The sequence below is a fragment of the Rhizobium sp. R634 genome, from assembly GCF_002211305.1.
Classification (GTDB): domain Bacteria; phylum Pseudomonadota; class Alphaproteobacteria; order Rhizobiales; family Rhizobiaceae; genus Rhizobium.
This window is the reverse complement of record NZ_LOKW01000023.1, coordinates 315,093-332,318: the sequence shown is the minus strand read 5'-3', so window position 1 is coordinate 332,318 and position 17,226 is coordinate 315,093. Positions and strand designations below refer to the sequence as shown.

Sequence of the window (17,226 nt, the reverse complement as noted above, 5' to 3'; positions counted from 1 at the left end):
GCTCAGCCCCCGAGCGACTTGCGCATGCGCTCCAGCCGCAGCTTGCCGTCCGCAGCCTCGGCGTTGCGGCAATTGGGCGTGTCTCGGAGTTCGCCGGGATTGTTGCGGCATTCGCCGATGATTTTCGCGAGCAGACCATCATCGGCCGCAAGTTCATCGACGGTGTAAGTCTTCTCCGTCTGCGGGGAGCAGGCCGCGAGGAAAACCATGGCCGCACCAGAAAGAAACCATCTCATTTGAGTGCTGCTCCCATCGTGTCCATGCGCTTGCGCCAATCTTCGGCCTTGCGTTGGTCATCGACCTGCAGCTGAGCCTGCTGAACCATCTGCAGGCCCTCCATGCGCAGGACATCGGTTTGCAGGAAGGCGGTCTCGGCCTGGAGACGAGCCTGCAGGTCGGCGATGTCCTTGGCATCGGCCGCACTGGAGATTTTCTGGCGAAGCTCGTCGATACCGTCGATGCGCTTGGTCGCTGCATCATAGATCTGCTGGCCGAGACTCATCTGGGCGGCGTTCTGGTTCTGGATGCGCGACAGCTCCTGCGCATAGAAATCGTCGGCATCGGTGCGGTAGCTGGAGTTGTCCTGAAGGAATTTCGAGGCGGAACTGCCGAAGACGCCGCTGCCGGAACCTTTGAACAGTCCCTCGATCGCGTTGAAATCCTGCGGCAGCGCCTTGCGGATCGAGGGATCGTTCAGCAGGTTGGCGACGTCAGCCATGTCGGTGATCTTGTTCAGCGATCCGTAGAGCTGCTGGGCCTGCTGGAGCTGCTGGTTCAAGGTGTCGAGCTGGGACTTCAGCTGCGTGATGCTCTCGATCTGCTTGGCGATCGACGTCTGATCGATGACCGGGATGCCCTGGGCCGGTGCCAGCACCGCCGAAGCCAAAAAAGCGGCCGATAGAAACAAGGACCGAATCGTTCCTGGGCGGATCATGCTGTCTTCCTTCTCTTGTGAAACACGGCAAGCCAGTCCTCCGGTCCCTCGCCGATCTCAGATCGGATCGAGTCGGCCAGTTCCACATTGGCCGTCCGGCCGGAGAGGATGGCGAGTTCGTCGTCGAAGCCGTTGAGGTTCAGCTCGGCGACGACGCTGTTGTGCCCCTGCTTGACGATGAACCGGCGGCTCTCGACGGAGAGCTCGCGTGAGACGAGCTCGAATTCGCGCTCGGTCAGCTTGAAGCCGTCAACATAGTCGGCGCGGTCGCCGCGCGGGTTCGGCAGAAAGACCTGAGTCGGGCACTGCTCGATGATCGTGTGGGCGATCGGCGAGACGATGGCGTCGCGCGGGCTCTGGGTCGCAAACAACATGAGACCGTTCTGCTTGCGGATCGTCTTGAGCTTGTTCTGGGCGAGATCACGAAAACCTTCGTCCTGTAGCGCCTTCCAGAATTCGTCGATGACGATGATGATGCGCCGCCCGTCAATCAACTGCTCGATGCGATAGAACAGGTAAGCCATCAACGGCGTGCGGATCTCCTCGTTGTCGAGGAAATCGGTCATGTCGTAGCCGATGAGCCTGGCGCCGATGCCGATATCGTCGGCTTCGTTGTCGAAGACCCAGCCAAGCGGCCCGCCCCTCTCCCACCGTCGGAGACGTGCTCCAATGCCCTCGGGATCGGTGTTGTTGAGGAAGGTGCGCAGGGCGCCGATGGAGCGACGCTCCACCGGCAGGTCCGCCACCCCGTCGACCGCCGAGGCGATGTCGCGCAACTCGATGATCGATAGTTCGCCAGATCCGGATCGGACCAGCTTGGCGATCCAACCGGTGAGGAATACTTTGTTTTCCGCCGTGAATTCCAGTGCTTTCAACGGCGCGCAGCCGGTGGAGACACCATTCCTCAGCGGTAGATAAGTACCGCCGGCTGCACGGACGAAGAGATCCGCGCCGCGGTCCTTGTCGAAGAAGACCATATGCGGATCGTGCTTTTCGAGCTGCGACAGCATGAAGTTCAACAGCACCGTCTTGCCCGTACCCGACGGGCCGCAGACGAAAGTGTTGCCGAGGTCGCCGTGGTGAAAGTTAAAATAGAAGGGTGAGCCAGACGCGGTCTTGAGCATGGCGACGGCCGGTCCCCACTCGTTGCCGTCCTTCTTGCCCGCCGGATAGGAATGATAGGGCGCCAGGGCTGCGAAGTTACGGGAGGTGATCGCGCCCGAGCGCGCCCGATAGCGGAAATTGCCCGGTAATTGCGCCCACCAGGCAGCCTCGAGCCCGAGATCCTCGCGGGCGACAACCGCGCCGCCACTGGTGAGGTAGGCGCGCGCCTTCGCCATGTGATCGGTCAGTTCCTTGACCGAGGGCGCGAAGACGGCAAGCGCAAGGTGATGCTCTCCGAGAACGAAGCGATTGGATTCAAGATCGTCCATCGCCTCGCCGAGTTCCTCGATCTGCGAGGCCGCCTTGTCGCCGGCGCTGACCATCTGGTTCTGCTTGCGGCCCATGATCGTGCGGGCATCGGCCTTTGAGGCGAAGGCGAAGGACTGCGTCAGGATGAGCTCGAAAGGTGCGGTCAGGATAGCGTCGAGCATGCCGCTGCGCGTGGTCGCCGGATACTCCTTGAAGCCGAACATGCCGGCATAGCGGCTGTCGGCCTCGTGACGGATCTCGACGGTCTCGCGCCCGAAAATCACCCGGTCGGAATAGATCGCCGAGGAAATTCGTCCCTCCGTCAACGGGATCGGTTCCCGCCGGCCGCCGACGATCTGGTGGAGCACTTCGCTCGGGCCAGAGAACAGGATGCCGTCCTGTTCATGAAGGGTGAGCAGCCGCGGCTCGAAGCGCTGCAGGCCGGCGACGACATCGGCCACGCGGTCACGCAGATGCTTCAGAGCCTGCCCGTCAAGCTCGGTATCGGATCGGTGCGCCTTGCGCAGCCGGGAGAGAAGTTTGGCTGCCTTTTCGGCGGGATCCCGGCCGGGATGCCAGACGAGGGTGAGATAGAGATCGTTGCGAAACAGGTCTTCGCCCACCATCCGCGCGCGGTATCTCGCATTCAGACCGTCGGAGAAGGGATTGGCGAAGCGTCCCTCGGGATAGGCATTGTCGCGGCGGCGCACGACATGCGTCCAGAGCGCCAGCCGCTCGTCGGCGATATTGCGATAGAGCGTGTTCAGGCTGCGGTGCAGGCCGTTGAGGTCCCTGATGTCTGATGTTTCGAAGGAAACGCCGTCGAGAGCGATCATGGTCATCAACGCTCGGGATTCGAGCGCAATGGTCGTCTCGTCGACATGCCTGACATAGGGAATGAAGGTCTCCGGCCCGAGCTCGCGCGACCGGAGCGTCGCAATGTTAGACAAAGCTGAGATCCCTTTCGTCATAACGCCGGGTGAGCGTCAGAGGCGAGAGCGTGGCGCCACCCCAATAGGCGGCATTGCGAGAGCGGCCACGGGTTTCGATCCACGCAATCAGGATCCGAAACATGTTGTGGTCGTGCTTGACGAGCGCGCGAAACAGGACATGAAAGACGATCCCGACCAGCGCGTAGGCGATCGATCCCGCGGTGATGTAGAGGATGGTCGTCAGCATGATGTTGGCGCCCATCGCCTCCATGGTCACGCCCGCGATCATTGCCGGGCGCGTGCAGGCGAGAAACAACGTGTCGTCTTCGAGACTCAGAGTGCTCGCCATGGCGCTCAATTCCCGACGATGGTGTTGACCAGCTCGGTGGCGCCGAAAATGCCGCCGATCCCGATGATCCAGAATCCGGCCCGCCTCAAATCCATGTAGCCGAACATCCACGCGATGCAGATGATGATGACGGCGATGACGGCCAGCAGGCGGGCGATATTGCCGGTCAGCATGTCGACGATGTTCTGCAAAACGGTTTCGATGCCGGCGGCTTGGGCGAAGGCTGGCTCGACCAGGCAGATGACAATGGCGCCCGCCATGAGCGTGGATGCGGCAAGGGGGCGAAGACGGGCTTTGGAGATCATTCACTTTGCTCCGATCGATCATTCGGAAAAACGAGAACCGAGGATTGCCGCCCTGAGCTGAAAACATCCCAGGATACGGCCTCGGCGGTTTGGGAGGATTGTTTCGCAAGCGCCGGCGGCGCCTCATCTTGCGTCGGCCCGGCCCGACCATCGGGCTCGCCAATCTCAAGGGAGGCAAGCATCGGCGATAACCGCTTTGCTTCCTGGCGCACCTGCTCGTCATATCTGACCATGGCGCCGAGGGATGGATCATCGCGGCCATAGTAGGATTGGAGCATCAGGCTTTCGGCCTTAGCCGGATCCCCCTCACGTAATGCGGCGCGGTAGTATCCGTCGAGAAGCGTGGCCGTGGCCTTGAGGCTCAGGCAGGGATCAAAGGCGTCGGCGACGGATAGCTTCAGTTTTTGAAGCTCCTCTATCGAGATACCGCCGAGCCCGATCTGGATATCCTGGTGGCCGGCAATCAGAGACGTGGCGACCTCGATCGCCTCCGCCTTCGACCCGGGTTGGGCGGCGAGTGGCGGACCGCTGTTGATGCGAATGGCGAAAGGCTGAAAACGGCTCTCGAGGCTTATGATGCCTGCCAGCGTCTCGACGTGCGCCATCGGCGCGCAGGTTTGCGCGATATCGACGAAAGAAGCAGCCATCGATCAGTACCAGACCCTTTGCGTGCCTGCGCCGTCGATGGTGACATCGACATAGTGCGGCTGCGATCGCACATTCGGACGCGTTATCGGATAGCCCATGCATTGGCGCCGTCCGTCCACGCGCTGCCAATGTGGCGACAGCACCGAATTGTTGTGGGTGTAGTCTTCCTCGTCATTTGAGCAGAGGCTGTTGCTCACCGGCTGCAGCGACGTCGACACGCAGGTCGTTTCCTGCCCGCGCGGACCATAATCGCTCGTCAGTCTGTACCCGGCATCGCAATAATAGGGTTCATAACCCGGCCGCGAACTCTGAAAACCGACGCCGCTGCAGGTCGGGAACGAGTGGCCCTCGGCAAGCGCCTGCCACAGTTTCTGGATCGGCGGCCGGCATTCGCCATATTGGGTCGGCCCGCCGGGATTGGAAAGGCATAGGATAACCTGGCATCCCCAATCTTCGGCCCGCGCTTTACTGCCGGAAATAAGATAGGGTGGCGCGACGAAGCAGACCGCGAGCAGTGAATTCAGGAGAAGGCTTTTCATGAACAGGATCCTTCGAGACCACGGCGCCCTATTGCGTTTCGGGAGATCCAATCGGACTTCCCAGGCTCATACTGCCGTATATAGCACAGTTAAATGACATGACAAGCGCGATTAAAACGCAATGGCACAACCTTGCCTTCTCCGGCCTCATTCTTCATGAGATCCTCGATCATCCGCTGGCGGACGAAACCCCGCAGGCGAGACTGAAGCAGATCGGCATGATGACGATCCTCTATACGATGACCCAGGCCCACCAGAAACTAACCCTCTCGAATATCATCGAGATTACCGAGCTGACGCGAAGCGGCGTGAAGGAGACGGTCGACCTTTTGGTAAAGCGGGGAATGCTTTTAGAGACGATGGGGAAGAACTCCATGGGCCGGGGAACGGCGCGGCAATTCGAGATCTCTGGGGAGCTCCTGAGCAAGCTGAGTTCCTTTCGCGCCAGCCAGGAGGCCGGTTAAACTGACTGATTTTCGATGCTTCATGGGCCGAGATGCGAATCATCTGGCAGTCCCGATCGTATGGCTGCCGGCAGTGATCAGGGATAATGGGGCAACCCGCCCGCAGGCGGGTTACAATCAAACAATGAAGAGTATCGGAGAAATCAGCATAGCGGCGCCGTCAGGCGGATTTCGGGAATTCTCGCCACGCTAAGGGCGGAACAAGGGCAGCCGCAGGAGCCTCAGCATAGCGGCCGGCAGGGAGGCGGAACCGACTGCCCCCGCCCGTGCGTTCCGTTTATCTGCAAAGGTGTTTCGCACGCGGTAGTCTACGCCGCGCAAAAGCACGCTTCCTGAAGACAGGCGTTAATGACGATTTTGACAAGGCTGGAGCCCCACCCCGTTGTGGCCCGATCGAAAGTCGCCATCTGCATTTCGGAAGTTCGCCGAAGGTTTGGGACGACGCCCGGGTCATAGGCTCTGAGCCGGCTGCCGAACAGCAAAGGCTGTTACGATTATGTCGACAGAGACACGCCATCAGCCGCCAGCTTTCTCTCCAACTCCTTGTAGGCCGAGATAAGAGCGGCGATATTTTCAGGATTGCAGGCCGCAATAAACTCGCGATTTGCAGCAGCTTGATCGTAGCTGATTTCCGAAGAGTGCGATCTTACGTCGGCGATCGCCTTAAAATTTATGTCCTGATAGGTTGTTGTCGTGGCAACACATCCACCCCCATAACTTTCAGAACCCTTAGATCCACGACCGTACCATGGTCCTGGAGTCGCGCTTTCAATAACGCGCTCTATTGCGGCGATGATTTCCGTAACATTCATTTTCGTATCGGTTCCATTTCCAACCGACCTATTGACAGTAGGTCGTGAGCACATGCGATCGATGATTGTCCTTTAGCCGCTGAACGGCAAGGCGCTCCGCTTCGGCTATCGCGGCTGCTTTGGTTTTGAAGGGGCCGATATCATGCTCTTCAGTGTCGGGTAGCCATTCCGCAAGGAACCACCACCCGCCTGGGCGGTAGCTGACACTGCTTCTCACCGAACCGACGCCCTGGGCGAAGAACCAGCCGGAGTCGATTCCATCCTGTTTCCACGAGATGCTTTGATCTGTCACGGCACACTCCAAGCTCGCTCTTTTGTCGGGGATATTTTATCGACTCGGTTTGACCGGGGCAATAATTCGTCTTCAGCAAAACCATTTAAGCTCGGGCACGGCGCTTCCTGTCGATCAATGCTTGTGCCTCGTCCATGACCTGCCGATGCGGCACGCCTAGTCGAGTATCGACCAGCGCCTCGCGCACCTTGGCACGGAACCATTCGTCGTGCGCTTCGGGGCGGTCGTCAGAGCGACTGGCAGGACGCCCTCCTTGGCGACGCGGGTTAGGAACATCTGCACGGCATCCGAGACGGATAGGCCGAAACAGTGTTTCGGTGGCATCGGCCTTGAGCTTGTCGTCTACTCGAACGTGCAGCATGGATGTGTGTGCGGCCATCGCAGTTTCTCCTGACCTCTACGTTCATGTGTGTATCTCGATTGAGACACATTCAAGGAACTGCCATCCGTTGTCTTGGTTCGGGTAAAGTGTCGCCGCGGCGGCATTCTTGCTGAATTATGTAGCATTGCCACAAGATTTCGAAGCAATGATTGAGGAGATCGAGACAGGAAGGACTGCAAAGGTACAAGGCTGATTTTGCAACTGTGTTCAAGGTCTTCGGTCGCAGTAACGTGAAGGTTTGCGAGCCGTGATCGATGGACATTTTTGTCAATGCTTGGCTCTAGCAACATACCACTCCGCTGACTTCCTATCGACCATTCCGCTGACTATCTATCGACCATTCTGCTGAACTTTTGATTGACGCATTCTCCTTTTCGTTTCTGACGAAAGGAGCCCACGCAGTCCTTGACGCCGGAGTGGCGGGTGCACAATAGGACGTCAGAGAAGAAGAGCACCGCGGTGCCGGCAGGCGCCGCGACCGTATCCGGCGATCAGCCGGCCATATGGATGAGGCGCCGTTTCGACATGAGGCGTCGACATCGCTTCTTGGCCCGCGAGATGGATCGTGACCGGAGGCGGAGACCGCAAAGCGGGCTCCGGGAGTGGCGCGAAGCGACACGAGTAGAGCCAGACCGCCATGACACCCTCGGAGGGACTAAGCAGACAACCAACCTCTCGTGTGGCACCGATAATTGTCGGGGGCGGCGGACACTGTCGTGGCTCTCAGAACGCGGAGTGCTGCGCTCGATCAGAAGCTGTGGAAATCCAGCGCTTTGAACGTCGTACTCACTCTTCACCGATGACAGGACGAAAATCGCCTGTCACGGATTCCATATCAATCACGATGCGGAGACTGACATGACCACCACCAATGAAATCGCCGACAAGATCGCTACTGAGCACAACCTGACCAAGGCGCAAGGTAAGGCAATCGTCGAGGCTGTGATCGCCTCGATTACCGAGGCTGCCGTCGCCGGAAACGAAACCTCGCTGCCCGGCTTCGGCAAGTTCAAGGTCAAGGACACGCCGGAGCGGGAAGCGCGCAATCCCGCGACCGGCGCAACGATCAAGGTCGCCGCGGCGAAGAAGCTGGCCTTCACGCCGGCCAAGGCCCTGAAGGATGCCCTCAACAAGTAGGCCAACTGGGCGAATAAGAGGAAGCCCGGCCTCCAGCAGAGGTCGGGCTTTCGTGTTTTGCGCAACTAGCGCCGATTAGTGAGTTTGAGGCTGCAAATCCTGGACAATGCTATCAGGCACCGGGCAGATCGCCTCTCGGGCATAGTCGTCGAGCAGCCGGCATAGCGTGCCAGATGCGATCGGAACGAAGTCGTAACCCAGAGCGATCGCGGCTGCGCGGAGATCGGACAGGGTTTCAAACGCCCGGATATTAGTACCGAGCCAGAGCGCCAGGTTCTCACCCTCGCTGTCGGCGAAGGCCTGGAGAAAGAACGTCTGTAGCGGGCGGTCGTATCCGATGACGGCATCGGGATCGGCATGGCGTAATGCGGTTCTGGTGACGGTGATCGTATAGCGGCTCATCGCCATCTCCTCGGATTAGGTGGATGGGAGAGGCCGATCCATTTCGGGACCGGCCACCTCGCTCAGGCCGGGTTGTTCCACAGGATGACCTTGCGATTTGCCTCGCCGCCGGGAGCGGGTGCGAGATTGCCGAAGATGACGCCGATCTCGGGCGCTTCGAGCTTGACGGAGAGATATTCTTCACCGGTCTGGCGGGCGATGCGGTTCCAGCCTGCGCCGATTTCGAAGCCGGTCTTGCGGTGGATGATGCGGTAATCCGGAGCTTCTTCGCTAGCCTTGTTGACATTGGGGATAATGGCGATCAAGGCATTGACCCGGATGGTGGCGAAGACGCCTTCGAGACTGCCATCGGTCTTCTGCGTCAGGGTTGCGATCGTGGTAGCCATGGTAATTCTCCTTCGGTTGCTCGGGACCATTCCCGATGGCGCCCGGAGAAGGGGGCGAGCCGCAGGCGTCACCGGAGCGTCAGCGCAGGGGAACCCCTTGCGGGTTGACGCTGATTGCGGCCGGTCCCTTAGAAAGGCGACATAGAGAAGGGAATGGTTTCGAAGCCTCCGACGGAGGAAGCGCCCTTAAGGCTCGACCGCACCTCGATGCAGCCACCAGGAGCCCGTCACCGTCGTTGAGGAATCCGGGCTGCCGCCGTCTCGCGCGCCCCCTGCGTAACGGCTCGCTTCCAAGCCCGATCGCCTCAATGGCGCGAGCCGTCCTGAGATTGTTTAGCGGGTAAACCGTGACACTCGTCTGCGGCGATGGGTGAAGGCAGAACGTCAGCCACGAACGCAGCCGCACCAAAAGGCACCGTAAAGGCGATTGTCCGGAGTCGGTTCGTGCCCGGGATTAACGCTTCCTCTGAAACAATACCCAGACTACAAAAGCCTTCCGATCGGAGGGCGCGCCGCCAGCAGGACTTTGATGGCTTCTTCGCAATTATCGATCAGGACGAGCGCGTCAGTCCCTGCAAGCCGTGGCCCACGAAGTGGGTGGCGGTTTCCACATACCGCTCGACGGAGCCGGGGCATCGCAGCAAACTTCTTTTGTCGATTTCAAGTTTCCTCTAATAAAGCCGTCGTTGAAATTTGAGGCGAGGGAACATGCGAAAATTGGTGGCTGGCAAATTGCACGGCATCTACGTGACAGAGGCAAATCTCAACTATCATGGCTCGATTACTCTGGATCCCGATCACTGTGAAGAAGCGGGCATACTCCCGATGGAGTTCGTCGAGATCTGGAACAAAAATTCGGGAGCCAGAATCTCGACGTACGTCATCCTGGGCGAGCGAGGCTCCCGGTGCTGCATTCTCAACGGTGCGGCTGCCCGCACCTGCCAGCCCGGGGACCAAATTATCATCTGCAACTCGATCTATCTCGACGAGAACCGGATCACATCGCTGAAGCCGAAGATCCTAACCTTTGATGAGAACAACCACATCCAGGATCGAATGAGTTACTCCGTGTCAATCGACGACGAAGGAAGGCATTCCTTCGAAATCCTTGACGATGCGAATGCTGCACTTCCTATCCCGCTTCTTGTCACCAAGCCATCCACTTAGCCATCCAATTGCCACCGTCGACCGATCGCTCTTCTGTCCACCGTATGGGCGACAAGGCGGCCTAATCGCCGCCTGCCTGCCAGACCGGAATGCCGAGCCGGCGCGCCTTGTCGGCGAGGTTGCCGGTGATGCCGTTACCAGGGAAGACGATCAGGCCGGCCGGCATGACGGACAGCATCTCGTCGTTGCGGCGGAACGGAGCAGCCTTGGCGTGTTTGGTCCAATTCGGCTTGAAGGAGATCTGTGTCACCTTTCGGGCTTCTGCCCAGCAGGCGGCGATGCGCTCGGCGCCCTTAGGCGAGCCGCCGTGGAGCAGGACCATGTCGGGATGCTTGGCATAGGCCTGATCGAGCTTCGCCCAGATGCGATCGTGGTCGTTATAGTCCATCCCGCCTGCGAAGGCGATCTTGGTGCCGGGCGGGATCAGCACTTCGGTCTCGGCGCGCCGCCGGGCAGACAGGAAATCACGGCTATCGATCATCGCCGCGGTCATGTTGGCGTGGCTGATTTTCGAGCCGGTGCGCGGCCGCCAGGCGGAACCGGTTTGCGCCTCGAAGAGGTCAGCGGCGAAGTCGCGCATGAACTCGAAGCTGTTGCGGCGCTCCAGCATTGTAATGCCTTCGGCGATCAGGCGTTCGAGTTCGACGCTTTTGACTTCGGAGCCGTCCTGTTCGCGTTGACCGCTGCGCTGCGCCTCCTCGTTGCGGTCGAGCTCACGCTGGATGCGCTCGCCGGCACGGTGGAAGAGATTGACGGTCGACCAGAAGAGGTCCTCGAGATCAGGTTCGAGCCGCGTGTCGCCGAGCATCTCGAACAGGGCGTCAAAGATCGTGGTCAGCGACCCCTGGACGGCCGGTTCTTCAGGGAGCGGGCGAGGATCGGGCTCGTCCTGGAAAGGGCGGTACCCGTGCAGTTGCATCTCGTAGATGAAGCGGTCGGTCGGGGAGGATGCGTGCTGCGGCTCGGGGGCCTCGTTGAAGGATGGAAAAAGGTTCATGTCGATCTCCGTCGGTTTTTCGCCGCGCCTCTCGCGGCCTGACGGCGATCCCTGTCCACGTGGGACCGGGCCGGAACCGCGGCGGATCGCGCCGCGGCCCAGCGAAGCGCCGGGCGGCGGAGGGAGGGTTTCTTGGCTCGCGAGGAGCCGCGGCAAAGCCGCTGCGGGGAAGAAACCTGAGCGACCCGCTGAAGGTCAGGGCACCGCGTGGTATGGGTCGCCTCTCGGCAGGCTGGCGGGTGCGGGCAAACATGGAGAACCATGACGCCGCGTCCATCAGAATCCGACCTGACGCCACTTCGCGCCCTCGCCTGGCCGGTGTTACGCAGCAGGTAGAAACGCAGCGGCGTCTTCGGGTATAAGCTGCCGACGAAGGTTCGCCGTCAACCGGTCCGGTCCCAGCCTGCGCAGATCCTCGTTGAAATCGCCGAGTTCGGGCGCGAGCACGAGCGGCAGGATGCCGATTGATCGAGCCGCCTGGCTCAGCCTTTCGATCCCGTGCCGGCCGGCCGCATCCGCATCCGCAGCGATATAGAAGCGTAAGACGCTTGTCGGCGCCCGGAAGGCCGCAAGGTGGTTGGCAGTGAGCGCCGCCACCATCGGCATTCCCGGCATGACATGCGACAGCGACAGCATGGTTTCGAGGCCCTCACCTGCCGCCATCACCGACACGGGTGCATCGGCTGGCACGTTGAAACGCACTGCATTGCCGAGCAGGCTGCCCAATGCTCGCCTGGGATCCTCGACCTTCGCCTTGCCGTCACCGTTCGGGTCGAGCCAGGTCCGATGCACCCCGGTGATCGCACCGCTTGGACTTGTGACAGCAGCAATCAGGGCCGGATAGCGCGCGATATCGCCCGTGAGCAGATCGCGGTAATAGCAGGAAGGGTGGAAACGGAGACTGGCGTGCTCCGATCCGCGCAAGATCGCGCGCTGTCGCAGGTAGCTATCGGCAAGTGTGCCGCTGAGCGGCTGCCCCATCGCAAAAAGCCGCCGTGCCCGCGCGGATGCTGGGCGGTTGGTTCGGCCTGTGGCGCTGGTTGCTTGATATGCCGACGCTCCCTCCGTTTTCGGCAGGCGCAGGAATTGCCGCGCCTCGCTCGCGACATCGCGAAAATCGATCAGGCCGCAGCTCTCACGAACAAGATCAAGGAGATCGCCGTATTGACCGGTGGCGGCATCGGTCCAGCGACCGACCCGTGGGCCGGCCAGATGAACATAGAGCGACCGCCCCTTGTTGTTGCAGGTATCGCCGACGATCCAGTAGTTGCCATATCGCCGGCCGGCCGAAAGATAATGACGACACACCGCTTCGGCATCACGCGCGAGACGGGCAGCCAGTTCGGAGGCGGATGCCATGATCACCTCCCTCAGCTTCGGCTCGAGAGCTCGAGCAGCCAATGACGCTCGATCAGCCTATTGAGGATCGACGGTCCTTCCTCCGTCACGGGCAAGAAGAACCGCGTTTTCCAGGCAATGATTTCAGAGAAAAGTCCGATGGCTTTCAACCAGTCGCGCATGCCATCGCTGAAGCCGGCGAGTTCGATCCGGTGGTCATTCATCACCCGGACGCGACGCAGGCTGAGATCGCCGGCAAGCACGGCCACCGATGATCCGCCGATGAGCGAGGCCCAAGCCTGTGCGGCTGATATCGTCTGGGCCTGATCCACACCGAGATTACGGCAAAGCGCGGAAAGCACCGACGTGGCGATGACGCGACCCACGATGCGCTCGCCGTCATCCGTCTCCAATCGATAGACGCGGCGATAATCCTGCGGCAGCAGGCGCCAGATCGGCAGAAGCAAACCGCTGACGATGTGCAGCGTCGAGACGGAGAATTCCGGCAGATTATTTATCTCGGCTATCCAGGCCTTCTCGAAGCTCCTCAGGTCGGCCGCTTCCCAGTTGGTCTCTTCCAGTTGACGGACTTCGAAGCGCAACTCATCGAGCGGCCGGAGCAAAGAGACGCGCGGCTGGATCGAGCCATCGTCGAGCATGATCGACAGCGTCGGCACCATGACTGCGGCGCGGCCGGACTTGCCGTTGATCATCAGCGTTGCGCGTGGATCCTGCTGCACCAAAGCCTGGACATCGGCGAGCGACATCGGCTGGTTGCGGCGCTTCTCTTCGATCGTCAGCAGATGCGACTGCGCGCCGTTGGCATGGGTGTAGATCGTCCGCCGATCGGTCAGCTTCATGCTGTCGGCGGTGATCGTCTCCAGACCCTTGTCATAGACTCCCGCCGCAATGGCGCCCTCGATCCGTGCGGTCAGCAATTGCTCGAAAGCATCGAACAACAGGTTCTGCATTGCGATCGTCAGCGCCAGCATTCGATTAAGAAATGTCTGGATTGGCGGCAGGTCGTCCTTCAGGCCGCCTTCATCCGACGTCAGCGATAGACCAGTCACCGCCTCGAATTGGCTGAGCGAGCATCCACCGATCTGGCCGGCGTAAAGCAGCCCGTAGAACTGCCGGAGCGCATCGCGGGAATATTGGGATTCGAGATTATCCTCGCTGCGAAACATGCCCTGTCCGCCGGTCTGGCGCTGGCCGCGGGTGATGGCGCCAAGTGTGTCGAGCCGCCGGGCGATGGTGGAGAGAAAGCGCCGTTCGGCCTTGACGTTGGTGGTGACAGGGCGAAACAGGGGCGGCTGCTTCTGATTGGTGCGATGGCTGCGACCGAGCCCCTGGATCGCCACGTCGGCGCGCCAGCCGGCCTCAAGCAAATAATGAACTCGCAGGCGCTGGTTCTTGGCCGTCAGTTCCGCGTGATAGGAGCGACCAGTGCCCCCCGCGTCCGAAAAGATCAGGATGCGCTTCTGGTCCTCCATGAAGGCTCGGGTTTCGTCGAGGTTGGCCAAGCCCGGCCGGTTTTCGACAGCATAGCGGCTGATCGATCCGCTATCCTTGCGGACGATGCGGCGTGAGCGGCCGGTGATCTCCGCCACCATCTCAGTCCCGAAACGCTGGACGATCTGATCGAGGGCAGTCGAGACCGCCGCAAGGCTACCCAGCTTTTCGATCAGTTCGTCACGGCGCTGGACGGCCTCGCGGCATAGAACCGGTTGCCCGCTGGCATCGTAGACGGGTCGTGAACTGAGATTGCCGTCGCCATCGGAGAATTCCTCGAATAGTTGGACGGGAAACGAATGCGCGAGATAGCCGAGCACATATTCGCGCGGGGTGACGTCGACCTGAATGTCGTTCCATTCCGATGTCGGGATCTGCGCCAGCCGGCGTTCGGTGAGCGCCTCGCCGGTCGAGACAATCTGGATGATCGCCGCATGTCCCGCCTTCAGATCATCCTCGACGGACTTCAACAGCGATGGTGTCTTCATCGAGATCAGCAGATGATTGAAGAAGCGCTGCTTCGAGCTCTCGAAGGCCGAGCGGGCCGCCGCCTTGGCGTTGCGGTTCAACGTGCCGGTCGCGCCGATGATCCCAGCCGCCTGCATTGCGGCATCGAGATGATTGTGGATGACCTGGAATGCTTCCGCATAGGCATCGTAGATGCGGATCTGCTCGTCGGTCAGGCGATGTTCGACGATGTCGTATTCGACACCCTCGAAGGAGAGCGAGCGGGAGGCGTAGAGTCCAAGCGCCTTCAGATCGCGGGCAAGCACTTCCATGGCGGCGACGCCGCCGTCCTCGATCGCGGCGATGAATTCCGAACGGGTGGGAAACGGGAAGTCGGCGCCGCCCCAGAGACCGAGCCGTTCGGCATAGGCGAGAGACTCGACATCCGTGGCACCGGTGGCCGAGACGTAGACGACGCGGGCATCGGGAAGCGCGCGTTGCAGTCGAAGCCCTGCCCTTCCCTGCTGCGAGGCGGCCTTGTCGCCGCGATCGGTCTTGCCGCCGGCAGCATTGGCCATGGCATGGCCTTCGTCGAAAACGATCACGCCATCAAAGCGCATTTCGTTCCCTGTCGCGGCTTCGCCATTCCCCGCCTCTTGGCCCAACCAATCGACGATCTGCTGAACGCGTGAGTCTTTTCCCTCGCGCTCGTTGCTGCGGAGCGTCGCGAAGGTGACGAACAGGATTCCCTCCTGCAGTTGGATCGGCCGTCCCTGACGAAAGCGCGAGAGCGGCGTCACCAGCAGCTTTTCTTGACCGAGCGCACTCCAGTCGCGTTGGGCGTCCTCGATCAGCTTGTCGGATTTCGAGATCCAGACGTGCCGGCGCCTTCCCTTCAGCCAGTTGTCGAGGATGATGCCGGCGACTTGCCGACCTTTGCCCGCGCCGGTACCGTCGCCGAGGAACCAACCACGACGGAAACGTACCGCACTTTGGTCTTCGTCCCTCGCCGCTTTGAGATTGTCCCACGACGTATCGACCGTCCAGTTGCCGGCGAGATGGCCGCTATGGGCTTCCCCCGCATAGATGACGCTTTCCAACTGAGCATCTGAAAGTGCGCCGCTCTCGACGATGAAGCGCGGCAGATGCGGACGATAGCCCGGCTGCGGCGGTGCGACCGATGCCATCGCCATCGACTCGACCAGCCGATCCGGATGCGGTTTGGCATTCGGGATACGGATCGTCTGCAGGCGGTAAGGTTCGTAGACAACGTCGACGCCAATTTTCGGTTCAGCTCGAACGTCGGTGTCAACCAGCTCGTAGGCAAGCTCGACGATGTCATTCGCAGCTGTGGCGGCGCTGGTCTCGACCTTCGGAGCAATAGGCTTTGGTGACCTATCCCGATTCCGAGTATCGAGAACCGAATATGCTTTTATCGCAGCGGTTTGAGCAACCGCCGGCGAGGACGACAATGCCGCACGCGGCGGGAGGTCGCCGATCCATTCCAGCAGCGTTTCGACATCCGGCGCCATGCTCCGGGAGGCGATCACCCGCGCCGGATCAGGTGCCGGAACTTTATCGATGACAGTGAGGCGCGTTTCCTCCGTAGTGCCATGGCGAGCGTAAATACGGCCATCGATGGCGGCACTGAAGATTACCGTCCCCTGGGTTTGAAGTCGGACGAAGGGCTCGCGCCATCTGCCGTTGTCAGGAGATAACGACGAAGCCGTGATCGTCAACAGACGACCGCCGGGCGCAAGGCGCGCAAGAGCCGAAGAGAGATGACGCCAGGCGGCGTCAGCGACTCTGCCTTCGACATGGACACCGGCCGAAAAGGGCGGGTTCATCAGCACTACGGTCGGTCGTACCGCGTCATCAAGATAGTCGTCGATGTGAGCCGCATCGTGCCTGCTGACCACCCTCTTGGAGAACAGCTCTTGCAGCACGTCTGCACGGAGGTCGCCGATTTCGTTGAGAGCGAGATGGGCGCGCGCAAGCTCGGCGAAGATTGCAAGCATCCCCGTCCCGGCCGAGGGCTCGAGAACAAGGTCGTCGGCCTTGATCGCTGCGGCCCGTGCAGCGACAAAAGCCAGGGGAAGCGGGGTTGAAAGCTGCTGCAGCGCCTGACTCTCTTCCGACCGCCGGCTGTGGGTCGGCAGGAGCTTTGCAACTTTCGTCAGCATCGCGAGCGCCAATTGCGGCGCATTGCAACGGGCCGCGATTGCTGTGCCGAACTTACGCAGGAACAAGACCTGAGCGACTTCGGCCGCTTCATAGGCGTCTTTCCAAAGCCAGAAGCCCGCCGCATCGCTGCCACCGAAAACGTCGGTCATAACAGTGCGCAGGTCGGCAGAGCCGACGGGCCGACCCTGCTCAAGAAAAGCAAGCAGCCCATTGGCGGCATTGAGGATAGAGCCGCCTCGGCTGCCGTGAGGTATGGAAACAATCGAGGGTGTGGCCGCGTCGGCGACTAGAGACGAGATGGTCATGGAGAACCCATCGAGAGCGAGGAAAGGATCGGCCCGGTCGAGCGCTCTCTAAACCCGCCAGGCCAACCCTTTCCGGCCCCTCTCTCCCTCTCTGATCGCCGTCGAGAGAGACGGACGCCTGTCAGCGGCAACCAGCAGCCGGAAGCACGCATCCGACCGACTGCCGGGTCCCAAAATTCATGCCAGCCAGTCCCAAGCAACAGGTATTTGACTTTCCAATTATCATAATCGACAGCTCCAATTTCAGGGACCGGAGCGGCAAGGGTCGCGATATTTGGATT

At 60.7% G+C, this 17,226-nt stretch carries 17 protein-coding genes and 1 pseudogene; 3 read left to right on the top strand and 15 right to left on the bottom strand.

What is annotated here, in order from left to right; translation table 11 throughout:
* Positions 1-2: 2 nt before the first annotated feature.
* From ATY77_RS19535 to ATY77_RS19505, 7 genes are read right to left on the bottom strand one after another with little or no spacing between them, the layout of a single operon-like run.
* The gene (locus ATY77_RS19535; protein ID WP_088688460.1) at positions 3-236 is read right to left on the bottom strand and encodes an EexN family lipoprotein; all 234 of its coding nucleotides are present in this window, start codon (positions 234-236) and stop codon (positions 3-5) included.
* Positions 233-934, bottom strand: coding sequence for a P-type DNA transfer protein VirB5 (gene virB5 / locus ATY77_RS19530; protein ID WP_190237658.1), 702 nt, complete (start codon positions 932-934; stop codon positions 233-235). Before virB5 ends, ATY77_RS19535 begins: the two co-directional genes overlap by 4 nt.
* Complete coding sequence (locus ATY77_RS19525) at positions 931-3,297, bottom strand: VirB4 family type IV secretion system protein (RefSeq protein WP_088688459.1); 2,367 nt, start codon at positions 3,295-3,297, stop codon at positions 931-933. Before ATY77_RS19525 ends, virB5 begins: the two co-directional genes overlap by 4 nt.
* Entirely contained in the window at positions 3,290-3,628 is a 339-nt protein-coding gene (locus tag ATY77_RS19520; RefSeq protein ID WP_088688458.1) for a type IV secretion system protein VirB3, read from the bottom strand. The genes ATY77_RS19525 and ATY77_RS19520 overlap by 8 nt, the downstream gene beginning before the upstream one ends.
* Positions 3,629-3,633: 5 nt before the next feature.
* Complete coding sequence (locus tag ATY77_RS19515) at positions 3,634-3,933, bottom strand: TrbC/VirB2 family protein (protein ID WP_088688457.1); 300 nt, start codon at positions 3,931-3,933, stop codon at positions 3,634-3,636.
* Positions 3,930-4,580 (bottom strand): lytic transglycosylase domain-containing protein, encoded by a 651-nt coding sequence (locus ATY77_RS19510; protein WP_088688456.1) that lies wholly within the window; start codon positions 4,578-4,580, stop codon positions 3,930-3,932. The genes ATY77_RS19515 and ATY77_RS19510 overlap by 4 nt, the downstream gene beginning before the upstream one ends.
* A gap of 3 nt (positions 4,581-4,583) precedes the next feature.
* Positions 4,584-5,120, bottom strand: coding sequence for a hypothetical protein (locus ATY77_RS19505; RefSeq protein ID WP_088688455.1), 537 nt, complete (start codon positions 5,118-5,120; stop codon positions 4,584-4,586).
* Between the two features lie 98 nt (positions 5,121-5,218).
* Between ATY77_RS19505 and ATY77_RS19500 the strand changes: the two genes are divergently transcribed.
* A complete protein-coding gene (locus ATY77_RS19500) occupies positions 5,219-5,584 on the top strand; it encodes a MarR family transcriptional regulator (RefSeq protein WP_088688454.1) in 366 nt (121 codons plus the stop codon).
* Between the two features lie 494 nt (positions 5,585-6,078).
* Here ATY77_RS19500 and ATY77_RS32615 read toward each other — a convergent pair whose 3' ends face one another.
* From ATY77_RS32615 to ATY77_RS19490, 3 genes and pseudogenes are all read right to left on the bottom strand, one after another.
* A complete protein-coding gene (locus ATY77_RS32615) occupies positions 6,079-6,396 on the bottom strand; it encodes a hypothetical protein (protein WP_141103952.1) in 318 nt (105 codons plus the stop codon).
* Between the two features lie 28 nt (positions 6,397-6,424).
* A complete protein-coding gene (locus ATY77_RS19495; protein ID WP_088688453.1) occupies positions 6,425-6,688 on the bottom strand; it encodes a hypothetical protein in 264 nt (87 codons plus the stop codon).
* An 85-nt stretch (positions 6,689-6,773) separates the two neighbouring features.
* Positions 6,774-7,067 (bottom strand): annotated as a pseudogene (locus tag ATY77_RS19490) (type II toxin-antitoxin system RelB/DinJ family antitoxin).
* A gap of 861 nt (positions 7,068-7,928) precedes the next feature.
* Here ATY77_RS19490 and ATY77_RS19485 point away from each other — a divergent pair.
* A complete protein-coding gene (locus ATY77_RS19485; protein ID WP_088676189.1) occupies positions 7,929-8,207 on the top strand; it encodes an HU family DNA-binding protein in 279 nt (92 codons plus the stop codon).
* A gap of 75 nt (positions 8,208-8,282) precedes the next feature.
* Here ATY77_RS19485 and ATY77_RS19480 read toward each other — a convergent pair whose 3' ends face one another.
* Both ATY77_RS19480 and ATY77_RS19475 read right to left on the bottom strand, forming a co-directional pair.
* Positions 8,283-8,609, bottom strand: a complete 327-nt coding sequence (locus ATY77_RS19480) for a hypothetical protein (protein WP_088688452.1) — start codon at positions 8,607-8,609, stop codon at positions 8,283-8,285.
* Between the two features lie 62 nt (positions 8,610-8,671).
* Complete coding sequence (locus tag ATY77_RS19475; RefSeq protein WP_088688451.1) at positions 8,672-8,995, bottom strand: DUF736 family protein; 324 nt, start codon at positions 8,993-8,995, stop codon at positions 8,672-8,674.
* Positions 8,996-9,703: 708 nt separating this feature from the next.
* Between ATY77_RS19475 and panD the strand changes: the two genes are divergently transcribed.
* Positions 9,704-10,162 (top strand): aspartate 1-decarboxylase, encoded by a 459-nt coding sequence (gene panD / locus ATY77_RS19470; RefSeq protein ID WP_088688450.1) that lies wholly within the window; start codon positions 9,704-9,706, stop codon positions 10,160-10,162.
* A gap of 61 nt (positions 10,163-10,223) precedes the next feature.
* Here panD and ATY77_RS19465 read toward each other — a convergent pair whose 3' ends face one another.
* The 3 genes from ATY77_RS19465 to ATY77_RS19455 form a co-directional block, all read right to left on the bottom strand.
* Positions 10,224-11,159, bottom strand: a complete 936-nt coding sequence (locus tag ATY77_RS19465; protein WP_088688449.1) for a DUF2493 domain-containing protein — start codon at positions 11,157-11,159, stop codon at positions 10,224-10,226.
* A 321-nt stretch (positions 11,160-11,480) separates the two neighbouring features.
* Positions 11,481-12,518, bottom strand: a complete 1,038-nt coding sequence (locus tag ATY77_RS19460) for a toprim domain-containing protein (protein WP_088688448.1) — start codon at positions 12,516-12,518, stop codon at positions 11,481-11,483.
* Between the two features lie 11 nt (positions 12,519-12,529).
* On the bottom strand, positions 12,530-16,945 hold the full coding sequence (locus ATY77_RS19455; protein WP_088688447.1) for a strawberry notch family protein: 4,416 nt from the start codon (positions 16,943-16,945) through the stop codon (positions 12,530-12,532).
* Positions 16,946-17,226 lie beyond the last annotated feature (281 nt).